At 41.8% G+C, this 19,909-nt stretch carries 17 protein-coding genes, 3 tRNA genes and 1 pseudogene; 3 read left to right on the top strand and 18 right to left on the bottom strand.

Annotated features, from left to right (window positions below; genetic code table 11):
- Positions 1-7 precede the first annotated feature (7 nt).
- Positions 8-877, top strand: coding sequence for a LysR family transcriptional regulator (locus tag IHV77_RS04295; RefSeq protein ID WP_194812889.1), 870 nt, complete (start codon positions 8-10; stop codon positions 875-877).
- A gap of 154 nt (positions 878-1,031) precedes the next feature.
- Here IHV77_RS04295 and xerD read toward each other — a convergent pair whose 3' ends face one another.
- From xerD to proC, 3 genes are read right to left on the bottom strand one after another with little or no spacing between them, the layout of a single operon-like run.
- Positions 1,032-1,925, bottom strand: coding sequence for a site-specific tyrosine recombinase XerD (gene xerD / locus IHV77_RS04290; protein WP_194812888.1), 894 nt, complete (start codon positions 1,923-1,925; stop codon positions 1,032-1,034).
- The gene (locus IHV77_RS04285; protein WP_194812887.1) at positions 1,918-3,084 is read right to left on the bottom strand and encodes a 3-phenylpropionate MFS transporter; all 1,167 of its coding nucleotides are present in this window, start codon (positions 3,082-3,084) and stop codon (positions 1,918-1,920) included. The genes xerD and IHV77_RS04285 overlap by 8 nt, the downstream gene beginning before the upstream one ends.
- Complete coding sequence (proC, locus tag IHV77_RS04280; RefSeq protein ID WP_194813221.1) at positions 3,084-3,899, bottom strand: pyrroline-5-carboxylate reductase; 816 nt, start codon at positions 3,897-3,899, stop codon at positions 3,084-3,086. The genes IHV77_RS04285 and proC overlap by 1 nt, the downstream gene beginning before the upstream one ends.
- 68 nt (positions 3,900-3,967) lie before the next feature.
- On the opposite strand from proC, the gene rdgC reads away from it, so the two are divergent.
- Positions 3,968-4,876 (top strand): recombination-associated protein RdgC, encoded by a 909-nt coding sequence (gene rdgC / locus IHV77_RS04275; protein ID WP_194812886.1) that lies wholly within the window; start codon positions 3,968-3,970, stop codon positions 4,874-4,876.
- A 21-nt stretch (positions 4,877-4,897) separates the two neighbouring features.
- Here rdgC and napF read toward each other — a convergent pair whose 3' ends face one another.
- The 8 genes from napF to IHV77_RS04235 all read right to left on the bottom strand — a co-directional run bounded on the left by napF (position 4,898) and on the right by IHV77_RS04235 (position 11,740).
- The gene (gene napF / locus IHV77_RS04270; RefSeq protein ID WP_194812885.1) at positions 4,898-5,413 is read right to left on the bottom strand and encodes a ferredoxin-type protein NapF; all 516 of its coding nucleotides are present in this window, start codon (positions 5,411-5,413) and stop codon (positions 4,898-4,900) included.
- On the bottom strand, positions 5,413-6,024 hold the full coding sequence (gene dmsD / locus IHV77_RS04265; RefSeq protein WP_194812884.1) for a Tat proofreading chaperone DmsD: 612 nt from the start codon (positions 6,022-6,024) through the stop codon (positions 5,413-5,415). The genes napF and dmsD overlap by 1 nt, the downstream gene beginning before the upstream one ends.
- A gap of 38 nt (positions 6,025-6,062) precedes the next feature.
- A complete protein-coding gene (locus IHV77_RS04260) occupies positions 6,063-6,902 on the bottom strand; it encodes a dimethyl sulfoxide reductase anchor subunit family protein (RefSeq protein ID WP_194812883.1) in 840 nt (279 codons plus the stop codon).
- A 2-nt stretch (positions 6,903-6,904) separates the two neighbouring features.
- Entirely contained in the window at positions 6,905-7,522 is a 618-nt protein-coding gene (locus IHV77_RS04255; RefSeq protein ID WP_194813220.1) for a DMSO/selenate family reductase complex B subunit, read from the bottom strand.
- Between the two features lie 10 nt (positions 7,523-7,532).
- Positions 7,533-9,953 carry a DMSO/selenate family reductase complex A subunit gene (locus tag IHV77_RS04250; protein WP_194812882.1) on the bottom strand — a complete coding sequence of 807 codons (2,421 nt, stop codon included), beginning with the start codon at positions 9,951-9,953 and terminating at the stop codon, positions 7,533-7,535.
- A gap of 295 nt (positions 9,954-10,248) precedes the next feature.
- The gene (locus tag IHV77_RS04245) at positions 10,249-11,076 is read right to left on the bottom strand and encodes a class II glutamine amidotransferase (RefSeq protein WP_194812881.1); all 828 of its coding nucleotides are present in this window, start codon (positions 11,074-11,076) and stop codon (positions 10,249-10,251) included.
- Between the two features lie 130 nt (positions 11,077-11,206).
- Complete coding sequence (locus IHV77_RS04240) at positions 11,207-11,584, bottom strand: cytochrome b562 (protein WP_194812880.1); 378 nt, start codon at positions 11,582-11,584, stop codon at positions 11,207-11,209.
- A gap of 80 nt (positions 11,585-11,664) precedes the next feature.
- Positions 11,665-11,740, bottom strand: a tRNA-Asn gene (locus tag IHV77_RS04235).
- 509 nt (positions 11,741-12,249) lie between these two features.
- Here IHV77_RS04235 and dld point away from each other — a divergent pair.
- A complete protein-coding gene (gene dld, locus IHV77_RS04230; RefSeq protein WP_194812879.1) occupies positions 12,250-13,947 on the top strand; it encodes a D-lactate dehydrogenase in 1,698 nt (565 codons plus the stop codon).
- A 298-nt stretch (positions 13,948-14,245) separates the two neighbouring features.
- On the opposite strand, the gene IHV77_RS04225 is transcribed toward dld, so the two are convergent.
- The 7 genes and pseudogenes from IHV77_RS04225 to nrfE all read right to left on the bottom strand — a co-directional run bounded on the left by IHV77_RS04225 (position 14,246) and on the right by nrfE (position 19,793).
- Positions 14,246-14,321 (bottom strand) — tRNA-Asn (locus IHV77_RS04225).
- 12 nt (positions 14,322-14,333) lie between these two features.
- Positions 14,334-14,409: transfer RNA gene (locus IHV77_RS04220), tRNA-Phe, on the bottom strand.
- A gap of 202 nt (positions 14,410-14,611) precedes the next feature.
- Positions 14,612-14,854 (bottom strand): annotated as a pseudogene (locus tag IHV77_RS04215) (transposase); the annotation flags it as partial.
- A 248-nt stretch (positions 14,855-15,102) separates the two neighbouring features.
- A complete protein-coding gene (locus IHV77_RS04210) occupies positions 15,103-16,305 on the bottom strand; it encodes a BaiN/RdsA family NAD(P)/FAD-dependent oxidoreductase (protein ID WP_194812878.1) in 1,203 nt (400 codons plus the stop codon).
- A complete protein-coding gene (nrfF, locus tag IHV77_RS04205; RefSeq protein WP_194812877.1) occupies positions 16,302-17,360 on the bottom strand; it encodes a heme lyase NrfEFG subunit NrfF in 1,059 nt (352 codons plus the stop codon). Before nrfF ends, IHV77_RS04210 begins: the two co-directional genes overlap by 4 nt.
- A complete protein-coding gene (locus IHV77_RS04200) occupies positions 17,357-17,824 on the bottom strand; it encodes a DsbE family thiol:disulfide interchange protein (protein ID WP_194812876.1) in 468 nt (155 codons plus the stop codon). Before IHV77_RS04200 ends, nrfF begins: the two co-directional genes overlap by 4 nt.
- A 58-nt stretch (positions 17,825-17,882) precedes the next feature.
- A complete protein-coding gene (gene nrfE / locus IHV77_RS04195; protein WP_194812875.1) occupies positions 17,883-19,793 on the bottom strand; it encodes a heme lyase NrfEFG subunit NrfE in 1,911 nt (636 codons plus the stop codon).
- Positions 19,794-19,909: the final 116 nt, after the last annotated feature.

Genomic DNA, 19,909 nt, shown 5'->3' with positions numbered 1-19,909 from the left:
ATTAAAAATGAACGAAATTAAATCCATACTTATTTTAGGTAAAGTGATTGAAACCGGCAATATGACTATTGCGGGACGAGAACTCGGTATTAGCAATGTTGCAGTTAGTCAGCACATCAAACAGCTGGAACAGCATTATGGCGTACAGCTTATTCACCGCACCACACGCCAAATTACGCCCACTTCCGCAGGCAAAATATTATGGCAAACAGCCCGAGATATTCAGCACGCCTTAACAAAAACACAACAAAATTTGACCGCTCTTCGCACTGAATTTAGCGGCGAAGTCGCTATCAGTTTGCCCAGCGCATCAATTGATAGCCGAGCAATACGCCGTTTTTTGCAAAAAATGGCAAAAGATTATCCTAGCATTGACGTCCATCTGTTGCCTAACGACAGTGTGGTGAACCTATTCCAAGAAAATATCGACATTGCTCTGCGGGCAACTGAACCCGACAACACCCTCATAGCCCGTTTTCTAACCCAATGGCGACTGTGTATTTGTGCGTCCCCCGACTATCTGGCTACTCACCCTATTCATCGTTCTAATGAACTTTTCCGCCACTGCTGGATTCATTTTCACGACAATATCTTTGATCACGCCTTCGCTACACTTGGACTAGGCAAATTTTCCGCGGACAAAACCATTCATTGCCCTATCATCTCATCTGCTAAAAGTCTTGCCTTAGAAGGCTTCGGGTTAACCTTACAACTTTATGGTGATATTGAACATCATCTTGAACAAGGCAAACTCGCCCTTGTTTTACCCAATGCTCCTTTACCCATTTATAATCTCTATGCTGTAACCCTCCACCGTACTCAATCTGCCAAAATTAATGCCGTACTTGAAGTAATGAAATCCGCCTTTATGGAATAGCCCAAAACCTTTTCCATAGTAGGGAAGGAAAGATTGAATATTGAGGTGGGGGAGAGGTAGAGAGTGCCGGCTATTCCGGGCATGAAAAAGTAACGACTAACTGATCAGACCGCACTTTTTCATATATGGATTACACCAAGAATTAAATGCTTTCTTATCCTCTTGGATGAAATCTTTCGTGTAAGCGTTTTAAGCGTTCTTTGGCAACGTGGGTATAAATCTGGGTGGTAGATAAATCGCTGTGTCCAAGCAGCATTTGTACCACACGTAAGTCCGCACCGTGATTAACGAGATGGGTAGCGAAGGCATGGCGCAGCACGTGAGGGGAAAGGGCGCTGGTGTCAATTTCCGCCAAAATCGCATAATGTTTAACCCGATGCCAAAAGGTTTGGCGGGTCATTTGTTGGGCGCGTTGGCTTGGGAACACAATATCGCTGCTTTGCCCGTTTAATAATACGGGGCGAGCATACAATACAAACTGACGAATCCAATAGGCGGCTTCTTCTCCCATTGGTACGATACGTTCTTTATTGCCTTTACCAATTACACGCACAACGCCTTGTTGTACATTCATATTTTCAATGGTTAGCGATACCAGTTCCGTTACACGCAGCCCTGTGGCGTAAAGCAGTTCCAGCATCGCTTTATCGCGTAATTCAAGGGGGATTTCCACATTCGGTGTGTTAAGTAAATCACTGACTTGCTGTTCGCTTAAATATTTTGGCAAACGGTCGGGCAATTTCGGGGAGCTGAGTATTGCACAGGGATCATCCGTGCGGTATTTTTCACGGTATAAATATTGGAACAATTTGCGCATTGCACTTAGCATTCGCGCGGTGCTGGTGGCTTTGTAGCCTTGTTCTAAACGTTCACCGAGAAAACCTTGCAAATCTACCGCATCTAAGCTTTCAAGAGAGAGATTTTTTTTGTCTAACCAGTCGCAAAGTGCAGTCAAATCCAGCCGATAAGATTGTACAGTATTTTCAGAAAGTCCTTTTTCGATCCAGTATTCGTTAAGGAATAAATCGACCAATGCTAAATTATTCATTTCGTTTTACCAAAAATGCATCCAATTTTCGTGGAATAACAAGGAAAGCCATTGCGGCAACGGCACTCATCGACAGGAATGTCATTGAGGGTGAAATTGGGTAAATAACACCGGAAAGTGCGGTGAATAGTGCAATCAATACACCGTTAGAAAGCCCGTTATATAAGCCTTGCAGCTTGGCAATATGGTTTTGCGGTTGGGTGGTAATATAACGTACGATAGCATAGTGGCAAGCCGCATAAGTAATGCCGTGAGCCAGTTGCTGGGGTAATATTTCCCAGAAGTGGTTTGCATAGGTCAAACCAAGCCAGCGTAAAAGACAGACCAAAGCGGAAAGATAAAAAATCGTACTGACCGCCCGATTCTGAAATAATCGGCGGGAAAAGAAAAAGAGCAAAATTTCAGCAACGACACCGACCGCCCAAAGCAAACTTGTTTGTGAAACGGGAATGCCAAGGCTTGTCCAATAAATGGTGCTATAAACATAATAAGCCGCGTGCGAGCCTTGAATCAGCCCGACAGCAATCATTACACGTAACGTGGTGGAATTTTTCAATAATGCCAAAAAGCCGATTCGGTTTTGAGTATCATTTTGTGGCGTTTCATCTTTTGGAGGAATGGTAGGATTGAGGAACTGAATTAGCGTGTAGAACAATAAAAGTGCGGTTAAAATCCACACAATATTTTGCTCCCCTAACCAATCAATCATTCCGCCGAATACGACTACACCGAGAATGAATGCAATCGATCCGATCAACCGCACTTTGCCGTAATCCAATCCGATTTGACGTTGCCAAGTGGAAGCCAAAGAATCACCGATAGGCATTCCGGCGGAGTTTACCATAGCAAATAATCCGATAGCGGAAAAAAGAAGCCAGAAATTCTCCGTGATAAAGCTCATTGCCGCCATAATGACGGTTGAAGCCAAAGCGAGTAAACGCAAAGAATTAATAATATGATCCGCTTTTTTAATCAATGCCGAAAAAAACATTCCGCCGATAAAACGGAAAAGATAAGCGCTGCCAATCACAAGACCAATCATTTCTTCACCGTATTGTTGAGATTTTAACCACACGGGAAAGAACGGCAAAAATACGCCGTAAGCGCAGTAATAACCGAGAAAACTCAAGGCTAACCAATAAAAAGGATGAATTTGCATTAGAATAATTTTTCCATTTCTTGTGAACGTTCGGCACAGGCTTGTATCGCTTCTGTTACGATTTGATTAAATTGTCTTTGGTTGAAGACATTTAATGCCGCTGCGGTTGTTCCGCCTTTGGAGGTTACATTTTCGCGTAATGTTGAAAGCGTGATTTGTGGATTTTCCTGTGCCATTTTCGCTGCACCGAACATCGACTGTTGTACCAGTTCTCGCGCCGTTTCCGAATCAATATTCATTTTAATTAACGCCTGTTGCATTGCTTCTAACATTAAAAAAAAGTAAGCCGGGCTACTGCCTGATGCAGCGGTAACAGCGTGCATCTGACTTTCATCTTCCACCCATCGGGTTTTCCCCACGGCACCAAGTAGATTTTGCACAAAAGTGCGGTCGGTTTCTGTCGTGTTTTTGAGTGCGAACAAACCCGCCATTCCTTCCCCCACTAATGACGGCGTATTTGGCATTACCCGAACGAGCGATTTAGCCGTTGGAATCAGTGCTTGCAAACGGGTTGTTGAAATCCCCGCCGCAATGGAAATTAATAATTTATTGGAAAAATCAACCGCACTTAGCGGTGCACACACCTCTGCCATCATTTGAGGTTTCACGGCAAGCAAAACCGCCTCTGCACGGGTGACACTCTCCACATTATTGGCTGAGGTGCGTGTACCAAGATGAGCGAAGAAGGCGCGTTTTTCTTCGTTAGGATCATTTACGATGATTTGCGTGGCGGGATAACCTTGTTTCAACAAGCCAAGCACAATTGCCTGTGCCATATTACCACCGCCGATAAAGGCGATTAATTTCTGCTGCATCATTTTTTCCTATGAGTTTATGGGCTACAATGCGCCATATTTTACCCGATTATTAAGGAAGTTTTACGATGTGGTTTAAAAATTTAATGACTTATAGGCTCACTAAATCCTTGGAATGGGATTTAACGGTTCTCCAAACTCAACTTGAAGATTGCCGTTTTCACCCTTGTGGTGCGCAAGATCAAAGTAAATTCGGTTGGTCTTCACCATTGTGGGGAGCGGAAACATTGTATTTTGCAGTGGGAAAACAGATCTTATTGGTGGCAAAAAAAGAAGAAAAAATACTCCCTGCGAATGTGGTAAAACGTGAATTGGATGAACGCATCGAAATGCTTGAACAAAAAGAAAACCGCAAGCTGAAAAAAGTGGAAAAACAAACCTTAAAAGATGATGTAGTAATGAATTTATTGCCACGAGCATTCAGTAAAAATCAACATACGGCATTATGGATTGATACGGAAAATAATCTTATTCATATAGATGCCGCATCAAGTAAACGTGCGGAAGATGCTTTGGCGTTGTTACGTAAAACCTTAGGTTCTTTACCTGTTATACCGCTTGCTTTTGCCAATGAACCAAGCACGATTTTAACGAATTGGATTACTCAAGAAAGTTTACCCCATTGGTTAATTGCGTTAGAAGAAGCGGAATTACGGGGAAGCCAAGAAGACAGTATTATTCGTTGCAAAAAACAACCCCTTGAAAATGAAGAAATTCTTGCATTATTACAAGAGGGTAAAAAAGTAGTGAGTAAATTAGCCTTAGAGTGGCAAGATACGCTGAGTTTTGTATTCAATGAAGATTGTACGCTCAAACGTTTGAAATTTGCCGATGCGGTGCGTGAAAAAAATGACGATATTCTAAAAGAGGATTTCGCCCAACGTTTCGATGCCGATTTTGTGTTAATGACAGGGATTCTTGCTAAATTGACCGAAAATCTACTGGATGAATTCGGTGGCGAAAAGGTGAGATTGTAATGTGGAAAGTGCGGTAGAAAATTACTTGGTTTTTATTTTCAAGGTAATCGCATTCGCAAAACACGCTATTTTACATTCTCCGCATCCATTACAAGATTCGTTATTTACCGTTAAATTCGCAGAAATGGCTTGTTGTGGGCAGATGGTTTGGCAATCGGTGCAGGAAAGTTGCTGTTTGATTAAACAATCGGAAGAAAATTGAGGGCGGAGAAATGTATCTGTTTTGAAGCTGGGATGTAGGGCGTGAGTCCGGCAGGCTTCTGCACATTTACCGCATAAATCGCAAGGTGCGTAGTCTATTTCAAGCGTGGCTCGATTTTGTTTTAACCGAATTAAGCCGTTGGGGCAGATGGAAACACATTCACCACAGCCATTACAGGCAGCAGAAAATAAATCCTCTCGTGCGGCAAAAGGCGGACGGGGAAGCGGATTTTTATCCGTAATGGGTTCGCCGGTTGAAAATAAACTGCGTAATAAACCACGGCGAGAGATTTGGTTATGGCTCAAATAAGCCTGATAATAGGCTTCGGTTTTCATTATCGATAAAACCTTACTTTAGGTACATCAATATGCAAGTCCATTTTCCATTGTTGCAATGTGTGTTCGGCGATTGTTGCAAGCCCTTGATAGAAGGGCGCGTTTTCTGCTTGATTGAGTTGTGCTAGAAAATGTAACGCCCAAGTTAAAAAATGGTTGCGTAGAAATTCTATGACTAAGTGCGGTCGATTTTCCGCAAGATAAGCTGCCAGCATAAACATTAAACCGATGTGATCTTCGGGTTCATCTTGTTGTGCTTGGAATGTAATTTGATGTCGGCGTAGAAAATCACGTAAAGCGAGCAACGAATTACCGAAAATAACGCACTCAGGATCAAGATAGACGGAGCCCCAAGGCGGAGCCGGGAGCTCGTTCGGCCCGATAAATAAGTCTTGATATTGCTCACTGAGATCTTGGCTTAATCCTTGTGTGATAAGTGCGGTCGCTTTTTCACGCGTTTTTGCATCAAGCTCAATTTCCCAATCTTGCGCCCAATTCGGTTGGCGGAAGAAATTCAAAATACCGATAAGACGCACATCGCTCGGTTCATAATAAAAAGCGGCACCGAGTAAGCGTCCGTAAAGGGAAATTTGTTCAAAGGTGTTTTGCATAAATTCTCCGTAAAATTAGACCGCACTTTTCGCTTGATTTAAGCACCGATAGCCATTCCTGATGTCATATGTAAGCCGTAAAACAATACGCGTCCAATGCCTTCGGCAAGCAATGTCAATATCACGGCGAAACCAAGTAACCCCGTATTTTTCGTACGAAATAAAATGAATGCCGCAGTAGCTAATAAACATAAACGAATCGCTGTCATCACGGCATAATCCGGTACAAGTTCAGCAGCGTTTTGGATAGCGCTATGAATACTTTGTAAGCTAAAGCCCTGATACACAGCGATCACAGCGGCAAATAATAACGCAAGCACAAATAAATTCGGGACGAGCTTGAGCCGATATTCACGTTGCTGATTTGGCGTTAACAAGGCATACGCCAGAACAAGTCCGCCCAGTGCGATGGTGAGATAGAATGACCAAGAAGTTAATGAAGTATTCCAAGTCGGTACGCTGGCAATATGATAAACCTGATTCATCACATACATAAATACAATTCCTATCAGAGCGGTCAAAATTCGCCATAAATTGCCAAGGGCTATCGGCATTTTCCCCGAGAGGGCAAGTAACCAATAGAAACCGGCAAGGGCAAAGAAAATCGCACCCGCGGCAATTTCGTTACTTATCATTGATTCGCCTATGCGGTTAAGGGCATTGAATGCACGTATCGGTGAGCCCAGGTGTATCATCGATGCGATAAATCCTAATCCCAAGAAAAGCAAAATAACAAACATGGCTTTATGAATGTAAGCGTGGCTTTTTTCACTTTTTATACCGGATAATACAACGGAAAAAACAAGCCACGCACCGACCGCACTTTGTGCCAGTACGGTGAAAAAAACTAATGGGAGTTCATGTAATCCTGCGTTCATTTTTACACCTCTCTCGGGTTGCCTAAGAACCCGCTTGTATCGCCGCTTGAACGGGCATTTTTGTTGGGTTTTACCACTAAATTCGGATGTGTAATATCAGCCGGAGGTAATGGTGCGATAGCGGCTTGCTCTCCATATTTTGTACGAAGTTCATCAATCGGCGCAAAATCTAATGCACGCAGTGGGCAGGCATCGACACAAATCGGTTTCTGCCCTGTTTTTACGCGCGAATAACAACCGTCACATTTTGTCATATTGCCCTTTTTCGCATCATATTGCGGTGCATCATAAGGGCAAGCCATATGGCAATAACGACACCCGATACAAATCGCTTCATTGACGATGACAAAGCCATCTTCATTTTTGTGCATTGCACCGGTAGGGCAAACCTTGGTGCAAGCCGGATCGGCACAGTGATTGCACGAAATAGACATATAATAGGCAAACACGTCTTGATTCCAACAACCATTGGGTTGTAAGCTCCAGTTACCACCGGTATATTCATAAATGCGGCGGAAATTTACATCCGTGCCTAAATCTTTGTAATCTTTACAGGCTAATTCACAAGTTTTACAGCCTGTGCAGCGTTCAGAATCAAAATAAAAACCATATTGTTTCATCATTCACTCCCTACAAGCGTTCCACTTGAACTAAATTAGAATGTTGCGGATTACCCTTTGCCAGCGGTGACGGGCGTTGGGTGGTTAAGACATTAATACAGCCTGAGTGATCGATACGATCTTTATCCGGCGCATACCAAGCCCCTTCGCTTAATGCCACGACACCCGGAATAATACGTGGCGTTACTTTTGCGTGAATACGTACTTCACCACGATCATTAAAAATACGAATCATATCTCCGTTTTTAATACCGCGAGGCTCTGCATCAATTGGATTCATCCACATTTCTTGCGGATTTGCTGCCTTTAAGACATCCACGTTGCCGTAGGTAGAATGGGTTCTGGCTTTATAGTGGAAACCGCTCAGTTGTAACGGGTATTTTTCCATCAGCGGATCACCGTAATGTTCAAAACTTTGTACATGAATCGGCAATGGGTGAATCACCTCATCTTCAGCCAACTTCCAGGTTTTTGCGATTTCCGCTAAACGCGAAGAGTAAATTTCAATTTTTCCTGATGGAGTTTGAAGCGGATTTCTTTCCGGATCTTCTCGGAAATCTTTATATGCCACATAGAAACCGTTCGGATCAACTTTTTTGAAAATACCCTGTTGTCTAAATTCTTCAAAACTAGGCAATTCAGGAAGTTGTTGGCGGGATTGGGCATAAATATGACGTAGCCATTCTTCTTGCGTGCGTCCTTCGGTGAATTTTTCTTTCACCCCCATTTTTTCTGCCAAGTCGCTTAACATATCGTAAATATTGCGGCATTCGAAAGCGGGTTTAATCACCTGGTCGGCAAAAATCACATAGTTCATATTTGCCACATAAGCATCTAATGCAAAGTCCATTTGTTCGGATGCGGTGCAATCCGGTAGTAAAATATCGCTATATTTCGCAGTAGAAGTCATATGATTATCAATGGTGATGATCATTTCGCATTGGCTTTCATCTTGCAAAATATCGTGAGTGCGATTGATTTGTGAGTGTTGATTAATCAAACAATTACTTGCGTAATTCCAAATCACTTTGATTGGTGAGGGGAGTCTATCTACACCGCGGATACCGTCACTAAGTGCGGTCATTTCTGTGCCGCGAATAATCGCATCCGTCCACATAAACATAGGAATGCTGGCTTTTACCGGATTTTCTAAGGTCGGCATACGCACAAACGGAATGCTGTATGCGCTTTCACGTGCCCCGGTATTACCACCGTGAATGCCTACGTTGCCGGTTAAAATAGGTAACATAGCAATAGCACGAGAGATGAGTTCACCGTTGCTACGGCGTTGCGGCCCCCAACCTTGAGCGATAAAGGCAGGTTTTGTGCTGCCGATTTCACGAGCAAGTTTAATGATTCGATCGGCAGGGATACCGGTTATTTTTGATGCCCATTCCGGTGTTTTGGCAAAACCGTCATCACCCTCACCCAAAATATAGGCTTTGTAATGGCCATTTTCAGGTGCATCTTTCGGCAAGGTTTTTTCATCATAGCCGACACAATATTTATCAAGGAAAGGCTGGTCAACGAGATTTTCGGTTATCATCACGTAAGCTAATGCCGATACAAGTGCGGCATCTGTTCCCGGGCGAATAGGAATCCATTCATCTTCACGACCGGCAGCCGTATCGTTATAGCGAGGGTCGATAATAATCATTTTGGCATTAGAACGCGCTTTGGCTTGTTCAATACAATATGTTAAGCCGCCTCCGCTCATACGGGTTTCGGCAGGATTATTACCAAACAACACGATAAGTTTGGTATTTTCAATATCAGCCATACCGTTACCAAGCGCCCAACCGCCACCATAGGTATAATCTAAACCTACGGCAATTTGTGCCGTGCTGTAATCACCGTAATGGTTTAAATAACCGCCGATACAGTTCATAAAACGAGCTACCATTGTGGCGGAGGGTGGCCATGATTTTGTCATTGTGCCGCCGAGCGTACCTGTACCGTAGTTTAAATAAATGGATTCGTTGCCGTATTTTTCGATATTTCGTTTTAACGCTTCGGCGATTTCAGTTAAAGCTTCATCCCAGCTAATTCGTTTAAATTTTCCCTCACCGCGTTTTCCCACGCGTTTCATCGGATATTTTAAACGATCAGGATTATATACGCGGCGGCGCATAGAACGTCCGCGTAAACAAGCACGCACTTGATGATCTAAATTATAAGTTTCCGTGCCGGTGTTATCCGTTTCTACATAGGTAATTCGATTATCTTTCACGTGCATACGCAATGGGCAACGACTACCGCAGTTTACCGTGCAGGCACTCCATACAATTTTTTCTTCACTTGTTTCGGGTCTTGTCGGCGTTTCTGCCGCTAGCGCATTAAACGGCAAGGTAAGATCGGAAACGGCAAGTATCGCACCTGCCGATGATGCCTTAATAAAATTTCGGCGGTTAATTTGATCAATATTACTCATATATATCATCTCCCCACAGTCAGATTGAGCAATGACAAAAGAGGCCCAATTACATCAGCTTTCAAGAAGAGAAAGTTTGAGGCAGATCATATAAACAAAAAGAGGTATCTGAAAACAGCAAAAAAGATGACTAAAATCAAGGTGATATAATGAGAATTATTATTGAATATAAGGCGATAATGAAACTGAATGACTTGAAGTTATAAAAGTGCGGTCAAAAAATATCGTGAATTTGATTCAAAAACGGCCGGGAAATCAACCGCACTTTTTATCTCCTTATTTCTAGAGGGGGGAATTAAGCCGCTTTATGTAAACCAAGCGTGCCGTCATCTTCCATTTGTTTGGCGACACCTACGATTTCCGCTACTTTATCTCCCTCCTTAAAGAATACAAAGCCACCGTTTTCCATCTTTGTCCAAGGTTCATCTTTGGTGAGGGGGAAAGTCGTTACAATTGTTACTTTATCCCCCTCTTTGGCGTAATCATTAAAGTCGATGACACCGTCATCATCAATGCGATGTGCTTTGCCAAAAGGCGCTTTACGTGTGAGATAGTGCAAATTGGTAGAGCAATGGGCAATCATCCATTCGCCATTGGAAAGAATAAAATTAAACGTACCGTGTGTGGAAAGTTTTTTTGTTATTTCTTGAATCGCCTCAAAAATCTGCATTTCCGTCGGTTTTTTACGGAAACGATTTTTTAAGTATTCAGCCATATAGCAGAATGCCGCTTCAGAATCGGTCGAGCCGATAGGTTGACAAAAATTTTCCGACATATCCGGTAAATCTTTTAAATTTCCATTATGTGCAAAAACCCAGTTCTCTCCCCAAATTTCACGGATAAAGGGATGAGTGTTCTCAATATTGACTTCACCTTGCGTTGCTTTACGAATATGAGCGATAACGTTGAGCGATTTGATTTTGTATTGTTTTACACAATCTGCGATAGGAGAAAGCGAAGCGGCACGATTATCACGAAAAATACGCACGCCTCGACCTTCAAAAAAAGCAATACCAAAACCATCGGAATGGCAATCCGTTAATCCTGCACGGCGGCGAAATCCTTCAAAAGAGAACACAATATCTGTCGGCGTATTACAGTTCATACCGAGTAATTGACACATAAAATCCTTTTAAATACTCATTAATTAATAACCCTACAATGAGTGCAGATTTAACACCATTACAGGGCAGATTTCAAGAGATGTATGATGAGATTTTTTAGATAAAAACGTTGTCAAAAATAGCGTCAAGTTATTTATACAACTTATGATACATTTTTCTTAATTCCGGCATTGCATTAAGCTTTTCTTTTGCCTCATTCAATTTATTTTGAATGGCTAGGTTATCAGCTTCTTTAGCAATATCAATGACTTTTTGTAACCCTTGTTGATAACCGGGAAATTGTGAGGTATCCCCTTCCCATTTCGGTGGGAGCGTTTCTTTTGATTTCTCGGCGGCATTGATAAATATTTCTATGTTATTCCGAAAGTCTTCAGTCGTTGTTGATTTATTGGCAAAAACCAGACGTTGTGCCATCACCATCATTTCATCACGGAGATTTACTTCAGCATGAGAAATAGGGGAATAGCCGATAAAAATAAGTGAGCAGAGTAAAAGCAGCTTTTTCATCTTTCTTCCTAATATAAAATTGTTGTTAAAACCGTAGATAGCAAAAAGCCGCTAAATTCTTTTAGCGGCTTTTTAGAATTTGGCTCCTCCTGCGGGACTCGAACCTGCGACATATGGATTAACAGTCCACCGTTCTACCGACTGAACTAAGGAGGAATTATTAAAGTATGGGATTAACCCCGCCGATATTAAGCTGTGAATAACACCGGCAACGGGCGTGTATTCTACATTTTTTGCTTCGGTTGTAAAGCCTTTATTTGAATTCGGATATGAATCTTAATGTATTTTTCCGGTATTATGTATCAGTTGCACAAAGAGCTTTGATATTTCTTGGGGTAGGGTGGGCAACTAGTTGCCCACCATTGAAATATCGTAATTAGAAAGGTGGGCAAAAATTTGCCCACCTTACAGGAACGATGGTATTTACGATGTTTTGTGCAATTGCTACATAATACCGTATTTTTCAACCATTCATCATAACTTCTTAAGTGTTGCTGATTTTTTAGACAATATATTCATCGCACGTTTTCAGCGTATTTACGCTGATGATTAAATCAACGAATAATACGAGATTCTGTGAGTCTTCTCACATTTTAAAAAAATATTAAATGATTGTTAAATTCGCTGTGGTTTAATGAATGAAATTCTTGGTATAGGGTTAAGATATGACTAATCAAACATTAATTAATCGTTTAACTGATATTGTCGGTGGACAATATATTATTACCGATCCGAGTAAAACCGAGCATTACCGAAGCGGCTATCGTTTTGGCAGCGGCAAAGCTTTGGCGGTGGTTCGCCCCGGCACATTGTGGGAACAATGGCAGGTGTTGCAAGCTTGCGTAGATGCTGATGTCATTGTCATTTCGCAGGCGGCGAATACGGGCTTAACGGGCGGTTCAACTCCAAGCGGCAATGATTATGATCGTGAAATTGTAATTATCAATACAATGAGAATGGATCAAATTCAGTTGATTAACAACGCTGACCAAGTGGTGTGTTTCCCGGGCTCAACGCTTAATCAATTGGAATTATTACTCAAACCTCATAACAGAGAACCTCATTCTGTGATTGGTTCGTCCTGTATCGGTGCATCCGTGATTGGCGGCATTTGTAATAATTCAGGCGGAGCTTTAGTGCAAAGTGGTCCTGCTTATACGGAAATGGCGCTGTTTGCTCAAATTAACGCAGAAGGTAAATTAGAACTAGTTAACCATTTGGGTATCAATTTGGGCGATACGCCGGAAGAAATTTTAACCAATCTGCAAGGGCATCATTATCAACGTAAAGATATTCGGCAAGATAGTAATAAAAAAGCCCACGATCACCAATATTGCCGACATGTTCGTCAAATTGATGAAGCAAGCCCTGCTCGTTTTAATGCAGATCCGATGCGTCATTATGAAACCTCCGGCTGTGCGGGTAAACTTGCGGTGTTTGCCGTTCGCTTAGACACCTTTCCTTTAGAGAGAGAAACCGCAGTGTTCTACATTGGAACCAATCAAACTCAAGTTTTGACAGAACTTCGCCGTACTATACTTGGTCGGTTTGAAAATTTACCTATCTCGGGTGAATATATTCATCGTGACGCTTTTGATATTGCCGCTGAATATGGGAAAGACACCTTTTGGGTGATTAAAAAAGCAGGGACGCACCGTCTACCGAAATTGTTTTCTCTCAAAGCTAAAACCGATCGTTTTGCCAAAAAGTTCAGTTTTTTGCCTTCGCATTTAAGTGACAAATTACTACAGTTTATTTCTAAACTCTTACCACAGCATTTGCCGCTGTCTTTACGCCGGTATCGTGATCAATATGAACACCATCTTATTTTGAAAATGGGAGGTAAAGGAGTACAAGAAGCCAGAAATTATCTTCAAAATTACTTCGCTGATTCAGCTAGGGGAGGGTATTTTGAGTGCAATGCGGAAGAAACCCAAGCCGCTATGTTGCACCGTTTTGCGGTGGCTTCCGCCGCGATTCGTTATCGTGCTATTCACGACAAGGAAGTGGAAGATATCGTCGCTTTAGATATCGCTCTTCGCCGCAATGATCAAGATTGGTATGAAAAGCTGCCTGAAGATATGGATAACAAAATTATTCATAAACTTTATTACGGACATTTTATGTGCCACGTTTTTCATCAGGATTATATCGTCAAGAAAGGCAATGATTGTGAACAACTTGAACACGAAATGTTGGCGTTACTGGATCAGCGCGGGGCACAATATCCGGCGGAACATAATGTCGGGCATTTATACCAAGCTAATGTGGATTTACGCAAGTTTTACCAAAAACTCGATCCTACTAATAGCTTTAACGTAGGGATCGGTAAAACCTCCAAGAAAAAATATTGGGCGGAGTAGTGAAAGTTTAAGGAATGAGTTCTTAGATAAACCGACTTAGGTTATAGAACTTGCTAAAATTGAACCGCACTTTACCTCTTATAACAAAGTGCGGTTATTTTTTTGCTTATTTTATGGAACACGTATTGTCCTGTCTGTAATCTACAATCGATATTTTTCATCAAATAGTTGGATTACACATTTAGAGAAATTTTTAAAATTATTTAACGGGTTAAGAAATAAAAACACTATGCACTACGAATACAATAGATAATGGAAAAATAAATTTAGGCGAATACGGATTAAGATGAGATTTGATTGGCTCCTCCTGCTGGACTTGAACCAGCGACATATGGATTAACAGTCCACCGTTCTACCGACTGAACTAAGGAGGAGTAGATTTTGAATGGTGCCTCGAGGCGGAATCGAACCACCGACACGGGGATTTTCAATCCCCTGCTCTACCGACTGAGCTATCGAGGCGTTATCGTTATTGGCTACTGCCTGACAACGGGGCGTATTAAACTATTTTTTCGATTATCGGTCAACAACTAAATTTAAAAAAAGTGAAAAAATCGGTGTGTTTGAACGGTTAATAATCAAAGTGATGATAAAAAGAGCGAATTTTCTAAAGGTCATTAAAAATGACCGCACTTTTTTTTAAAAATCCCCAAAGAAATGATCTTTGCCAACCTTGGTCCGAATGCAGTATCGGTTCGGCATTTTTCGGTAACTTTTCAATCGCTTGTTGTAACATTGTCTCCACTTGTTTCCAATTCGGACTTCGACTGATGGCGACGCTGATTATCTCTGAGTTGAAACAGTCTAATATCGGTGAAACATAACACTTACTGCCGTCTTTGGCTTTGATTTCCGTGATGTCGGTAAGCCATTTTTCGTTCGGTCGGGAGGCACTGAAATCCCTTTTTTAACGGCAAGGATGACTTGTTGTTTGAATGTTTGATTGTATTTGGTCATAAAAATCTGTCTTTGACTGAGTTGGTTTATTGAGTCCAACTTTTCGGGGGCAGATCAAAACTCAACACACCCAACTCAAATTAAATATCGGATATAAAATTCTCTGTGAGACTGATACATAATAATGCAATTTTCCGAGGAATTTTAATTCACTATATGATGCTAGATTTATGGAGGGCAATTATTGTGCCCCGTAAATTATTCTGCAATGCCTACGGCACAGGCATAGGCGGAGCTCCAAGCCCATTGGAAATTATAACCGCCGAGCCAGCCGGTAACATCCAATACTTCACCAATAAAATAGAGTCCTTTCACGCGGTTGCTTTCCATGGTTTTAGAGGATATTTGTTTGGTATCTACACCTCCCATCGTTACTTCTGCGGTACGGTATCCCTCCGTACCATTAGGGGTAAATTGCCAATGATGAATTAAATTCACCAGATTTTTTAACCGCACTTTACTTAGATTTGCAATGATTTCATCTTGAATAATGCCTTGCTCAAGCCAAAGTTCGACTAATTTCTTTGGCAATAAACGGGTAAGTATGGTTTTTAGCATAAGTTTAGGGGATTGTTGTTTTGCTTGATTGATTTCATCTTCTAAATTGTAATTTGGCAGTAGATTGATTTTCACACTCTCATTCGCTTGCCAATAATTAGAGATTTGCAAAACAGCAGGACCGGAAATACCTCGATGAGTAAATAACAATTGATTACGGAAGGATTTTCCACTATTTGCCGTAATGATAACGGGCAGGCTCGTGCCTGAAAGTGCGGTCAAAAATTTATCGGTTTCACGATAGGTAAAAGGCACAAGGCTTGCCCGTGGTGCTATGATTGAAATATTGAATTGCTCGGCGAGTTGATAGCCGAAAGGTGTTGCCCCAAGCCCCGGCATAGAAAGCCCCCCTGTGGCGACCACAAGATTTTTACATTGCCATTGGGTGGCATTTACGTGCAAAATGAACCGCACTTTTTCATCATTTTCAATCGCTTCGACTTGTGAAACCTCACTACGCAAATGAATTTTTACGTTGTACTTTTCACATTCATTCGCAAGCATAGCAACGATCTTCTCCGCCCCTTCATCACAGAAAAGCTGGCCTAATTCTTTCTCGTGATAAGCGATACCATATTCCGCGATTAAGCTAATAAAATCCCAGTTGGTATAACGGGCAAGGGCTGATTTTACAAAATGAGGATTTTGTGAAAGGTAATGGGACGGAGTAACGTCAAGATTGGTGAAATTACAAAAGCCGCCGCCCGACATTAAAATTTTACGCCCGATTTTTTTGCCGTTATCCAGCACTGCGACCTGTTTACCTAATTTTCCTAATTGCGCGGCACAGAATAATCCGGCAGCGCCTGCGCCGATAATCAGGGTTTCGGAATAGTTGCTCAAGGTGTTTGTCCTCGCTCTAGAAATTCCAACATTTTCATCCGTTGAATCACCATACGGCGATCAACCGCAGCATTGCCGGAATCTAATAGTTGTTGTAAATAATCTTTTGCCGATGCATAGTTTCGTTTTTCAACTTCAACGGTAGCAAGTAAAGAAAGGCTTGAGATCTCTTTTTTATCCAGTGTTAGCGCTTGTTTTAAAAGTTGTTGTACTTCAGAAGTCATTTGTTGACCGGCTTGGTAATAAAGTGCGGTCGCTTTTAAACCTAAAATATTCGGCTTACTACCGATAAGTTTTTCGGCGTTACTATAGGCAATCAACGCATAGTCAAATTCATTATTTTGTACGTAGGCTTCTCCAAGTTGGAGCCAGGCTTCCCAATCATTTGGGTTAGCACGTAATTTATCTTGAATCTTGCCGATAAAATCTTCTTTTTTGTGGAAATTCGTTATTTCAATTTGTTTGTTATGTTGTGAAATCATCGCTTGTTTGCCTTCCTGTACACGAGTGAAGCGATCAAGCGAAAAATAATAGGTTAAGGGGATCGCAATGACGAAGGCAAAAATGGTGATGCTTAGGCGATAATCATGCTTTGTATGAGAAGAAAAATTCTGATTAGACTTAGAGGGAATGTTGCTCAAGTCTTGCTGAGAAAGTATTTGGGGAGATTGTGCCGCTTTTTTATGTGAACGCCAAATTAAGCCGAAAGCGAAAATCAATAACAAGACAGGTAATAGCCACAACAATGCCGTATTCCATTGAAACGGCGGCTTATAATTTACAAAATCACCGAAACGTTCGGTCATCGTGTCGATAATTTGCCGATTGGTTTTACCTTCATCTACCATATTATAAACTTCAAGACGTAGATCATAAGCAATGGGGGAATTGGATTCCACCAAATTTTGATTTTGGCATTGCGGGCAGCGTAAGGATTTTGCCAATTCCACGGCACGTATGCGATCCGCTTGATTTTTAAATTGGTAGGTATCCACCATTTCAGCTTGTGAAAAGAGGGAAAACGATAGAAAAAGTGCGGTTAAAAATGTTCTCATTTTTTCATTAATTCTTGAATTTTCGGCACCAATACTTGTTGCCACGTGTTGCGATCCAAAAGCCCTGAATGACGATAACGAATCACGCCGTGAGCATCTACTAAATAGGTTTCGGGAGCGCCATCTACACCGAGTTTTAATGCCAGTTCACCATGGTTGTCATTGATTGTTAAAACAAACGGATTTCCCATACGCTTAAGCATTTCAATGCCGTTTTGCGGATTATCGCGATAATCAATGCCGACAATTGGTGTAGTTTGAGCGATTTCCATTAAAAGCGGATGTTCTTCTTTGCAATAACCGCACCAGCTTCCCCACACATTAAGCAAAAAGGGCTTTTTAGGGAAATCTTTCGGACTTACTGTCTGTGAGGGCTCAAATAAATCGGCTTGATAAAACTCCGGTATCGGTTTATCAATGAGAGCCGAGGCAATTTTTTTCGGATCTTGGTTTAACCCTGCCATCAATAGCACAATAACACTGAGTAACAAAAAGAGCGGTATAAAAAAATCAGTTTTGTTTTCATACTTTTTTCCTTTTGGGGCGCAAGCTCAAGGCACTGCAAAGTGCGCCCAATGCCATTAAAATACCACCGACCCAAAGCCAGCGAATTAGGGGTTTGTAATGTAGGCGGAAAGTAAATTCCCCTTTGCCGAGGGAATCGCCCATCACAATATATAAATCTCCCCAAAAGCCTCCGCTTAAACCTACCTCACTCATTGTCATTGTGCGGACGTCATAATAACGGCGTTCCGGAATGATTTCTGCGTAAGGTTTGCCCTTTTCGGTAACATCGAAAAATGCTACTTCGGAGGTGAAATTCGGACCGATTTCATTAGAAAATCGACGATAGTGGAAATCAAATTGACCGAGCGATTGATTTTGTTGCGGCGCAAGACGAACCCCGATTTCGCTGCCAAAATAACTGCTCATTACCGCACCCATGGTGGCGATGGCGACACCACAGTGTGCGAGAATCATTCCAAGTTGTACCAAACGGATTTTCCGCCAATTTTGCCACAAGGTGGCCAAGAAAAGCCAGATGGCAAGTGTTACTAAAAGATAGGCAAACCAATGAAAATTAAGCGCTTCGTTGTTGTGAAGTTGTTGCCAAATCATTAATGCCGCAAGTATGGTTGAAGGTAAGATAAGGAATAAACGGCGCATAAAAACAGCAGGTTCAAATTTCACTCGGTGGAATGCGAGAGAAACAACCATTATCGATAACATCAGCGTTAAGATCGGTAAGAAAATGCTATTAAAGTAAGGTGTTCCCACTGAAATCGAGCCCCAATTCATTGCCTGAAAAAACATAGGGTAGAAAGTGCCTAAGAATGTAGAAACTGTTGCCACCGTGAGTAAAATATTCAGCAATAAAATGCCGCCGGCTTTAGAAACAAGCTGAAATTTGACCGCACTTTCAACGTTATTTCCCGCACGTAATGCAAACAATCCGAAAGCAAAGACGGTTAATAAAAAGAAGATTAATAACAGTACATAACCGCGGGTGTTATCTAGGGCAAAGGCGTGTACTGAAGTCAGTGCGCCGGAACGCACAATGAAAGTGCCTAATATACTGAATGCAAAAGTAAGGAGCGAAAAGAGAATCGTCCAATAATTGAATACACCTTGTTTTTCGGTAATGGTTAAACTATGTAGCAATGCCAGCCCTAATAACCATGGCATAAGCGAAGCGTTTTCAACCGGATCCCAAAACCACCAGCCACCCCAGCCGAGTTCGTAATATGCCCACCATGCGCCAAGCACGATACCGAGTGTTAAAAATAACCATGAAAATAATACCCAGCGACGCATTGAACGGGCAATTTGTTGTGCGGATTTATTATAAATCAGCGCAGCCAAGCTCATAGCAAAGTTGACGGCAAAGCCTACATAGCCGATATAAAGTAACGGCGGGTGAAAAATTAATCCGATGTCTTGCAGCATAGGATTGAGATCCCGCCCTTCCATTGGTGCAGGAAAAATTCGTCCGAACGGGTTGGAATAAAACAGAATAAATATCGCGAAGCCAAAACAAATAAAACCGAGTAACGACAAGGTTTGGGCGGAAAAAGTACGGTCGTTTTTTCGGTTAAAAAATGCAAAAGCGATAAGCCATAGGCTTAGTGAAAACAACCAAAAGAGCATTGAACCTTCATGCCCTCCCCAAGTCGCAGCGATCTTGAAAAATGTAGGCAGCTGAGAGTTTGAATGGGCGGCAACATATTCGAGAGTGAAATCATCTATCGAAAAAGAATAGGCGAGAATACCGAGAGAAATTAAAGTAGAAATCGTGAATAGGTAACTTAACCACCACGCGGAATTTATTAACGTTGGGCTTTTTTTGAGTAAACCGAGCTGTGGTAGTAGTGCGAGGAATAACGCGCTGATGGTGGCGATGAGAAGGCTGATAAAACCGAGTTCAGGTAACATAATGGTTCTGTGGTATCTTTTCTAAAATAAATGGGATTATGTAGTCGTTGCACAAAGTGAAAAGTAAAGTGGTGCAACTTGTTGCCCACCCTACAAAATCGTTATGTCACAACATT

This window comes from Rodentibacter haemolyticus (assembly GCF_015356115.1).
Lineage (GTDB): Bacteria > Pseudomonadota > Gammaproteobacteria > Enterobacterales > Pasteurellaceae > Rodentibacter > Rodentibacter haemolyticus.
This window is presented reverse-complemented; position numbering and strand designations above follow the sequence as displayed.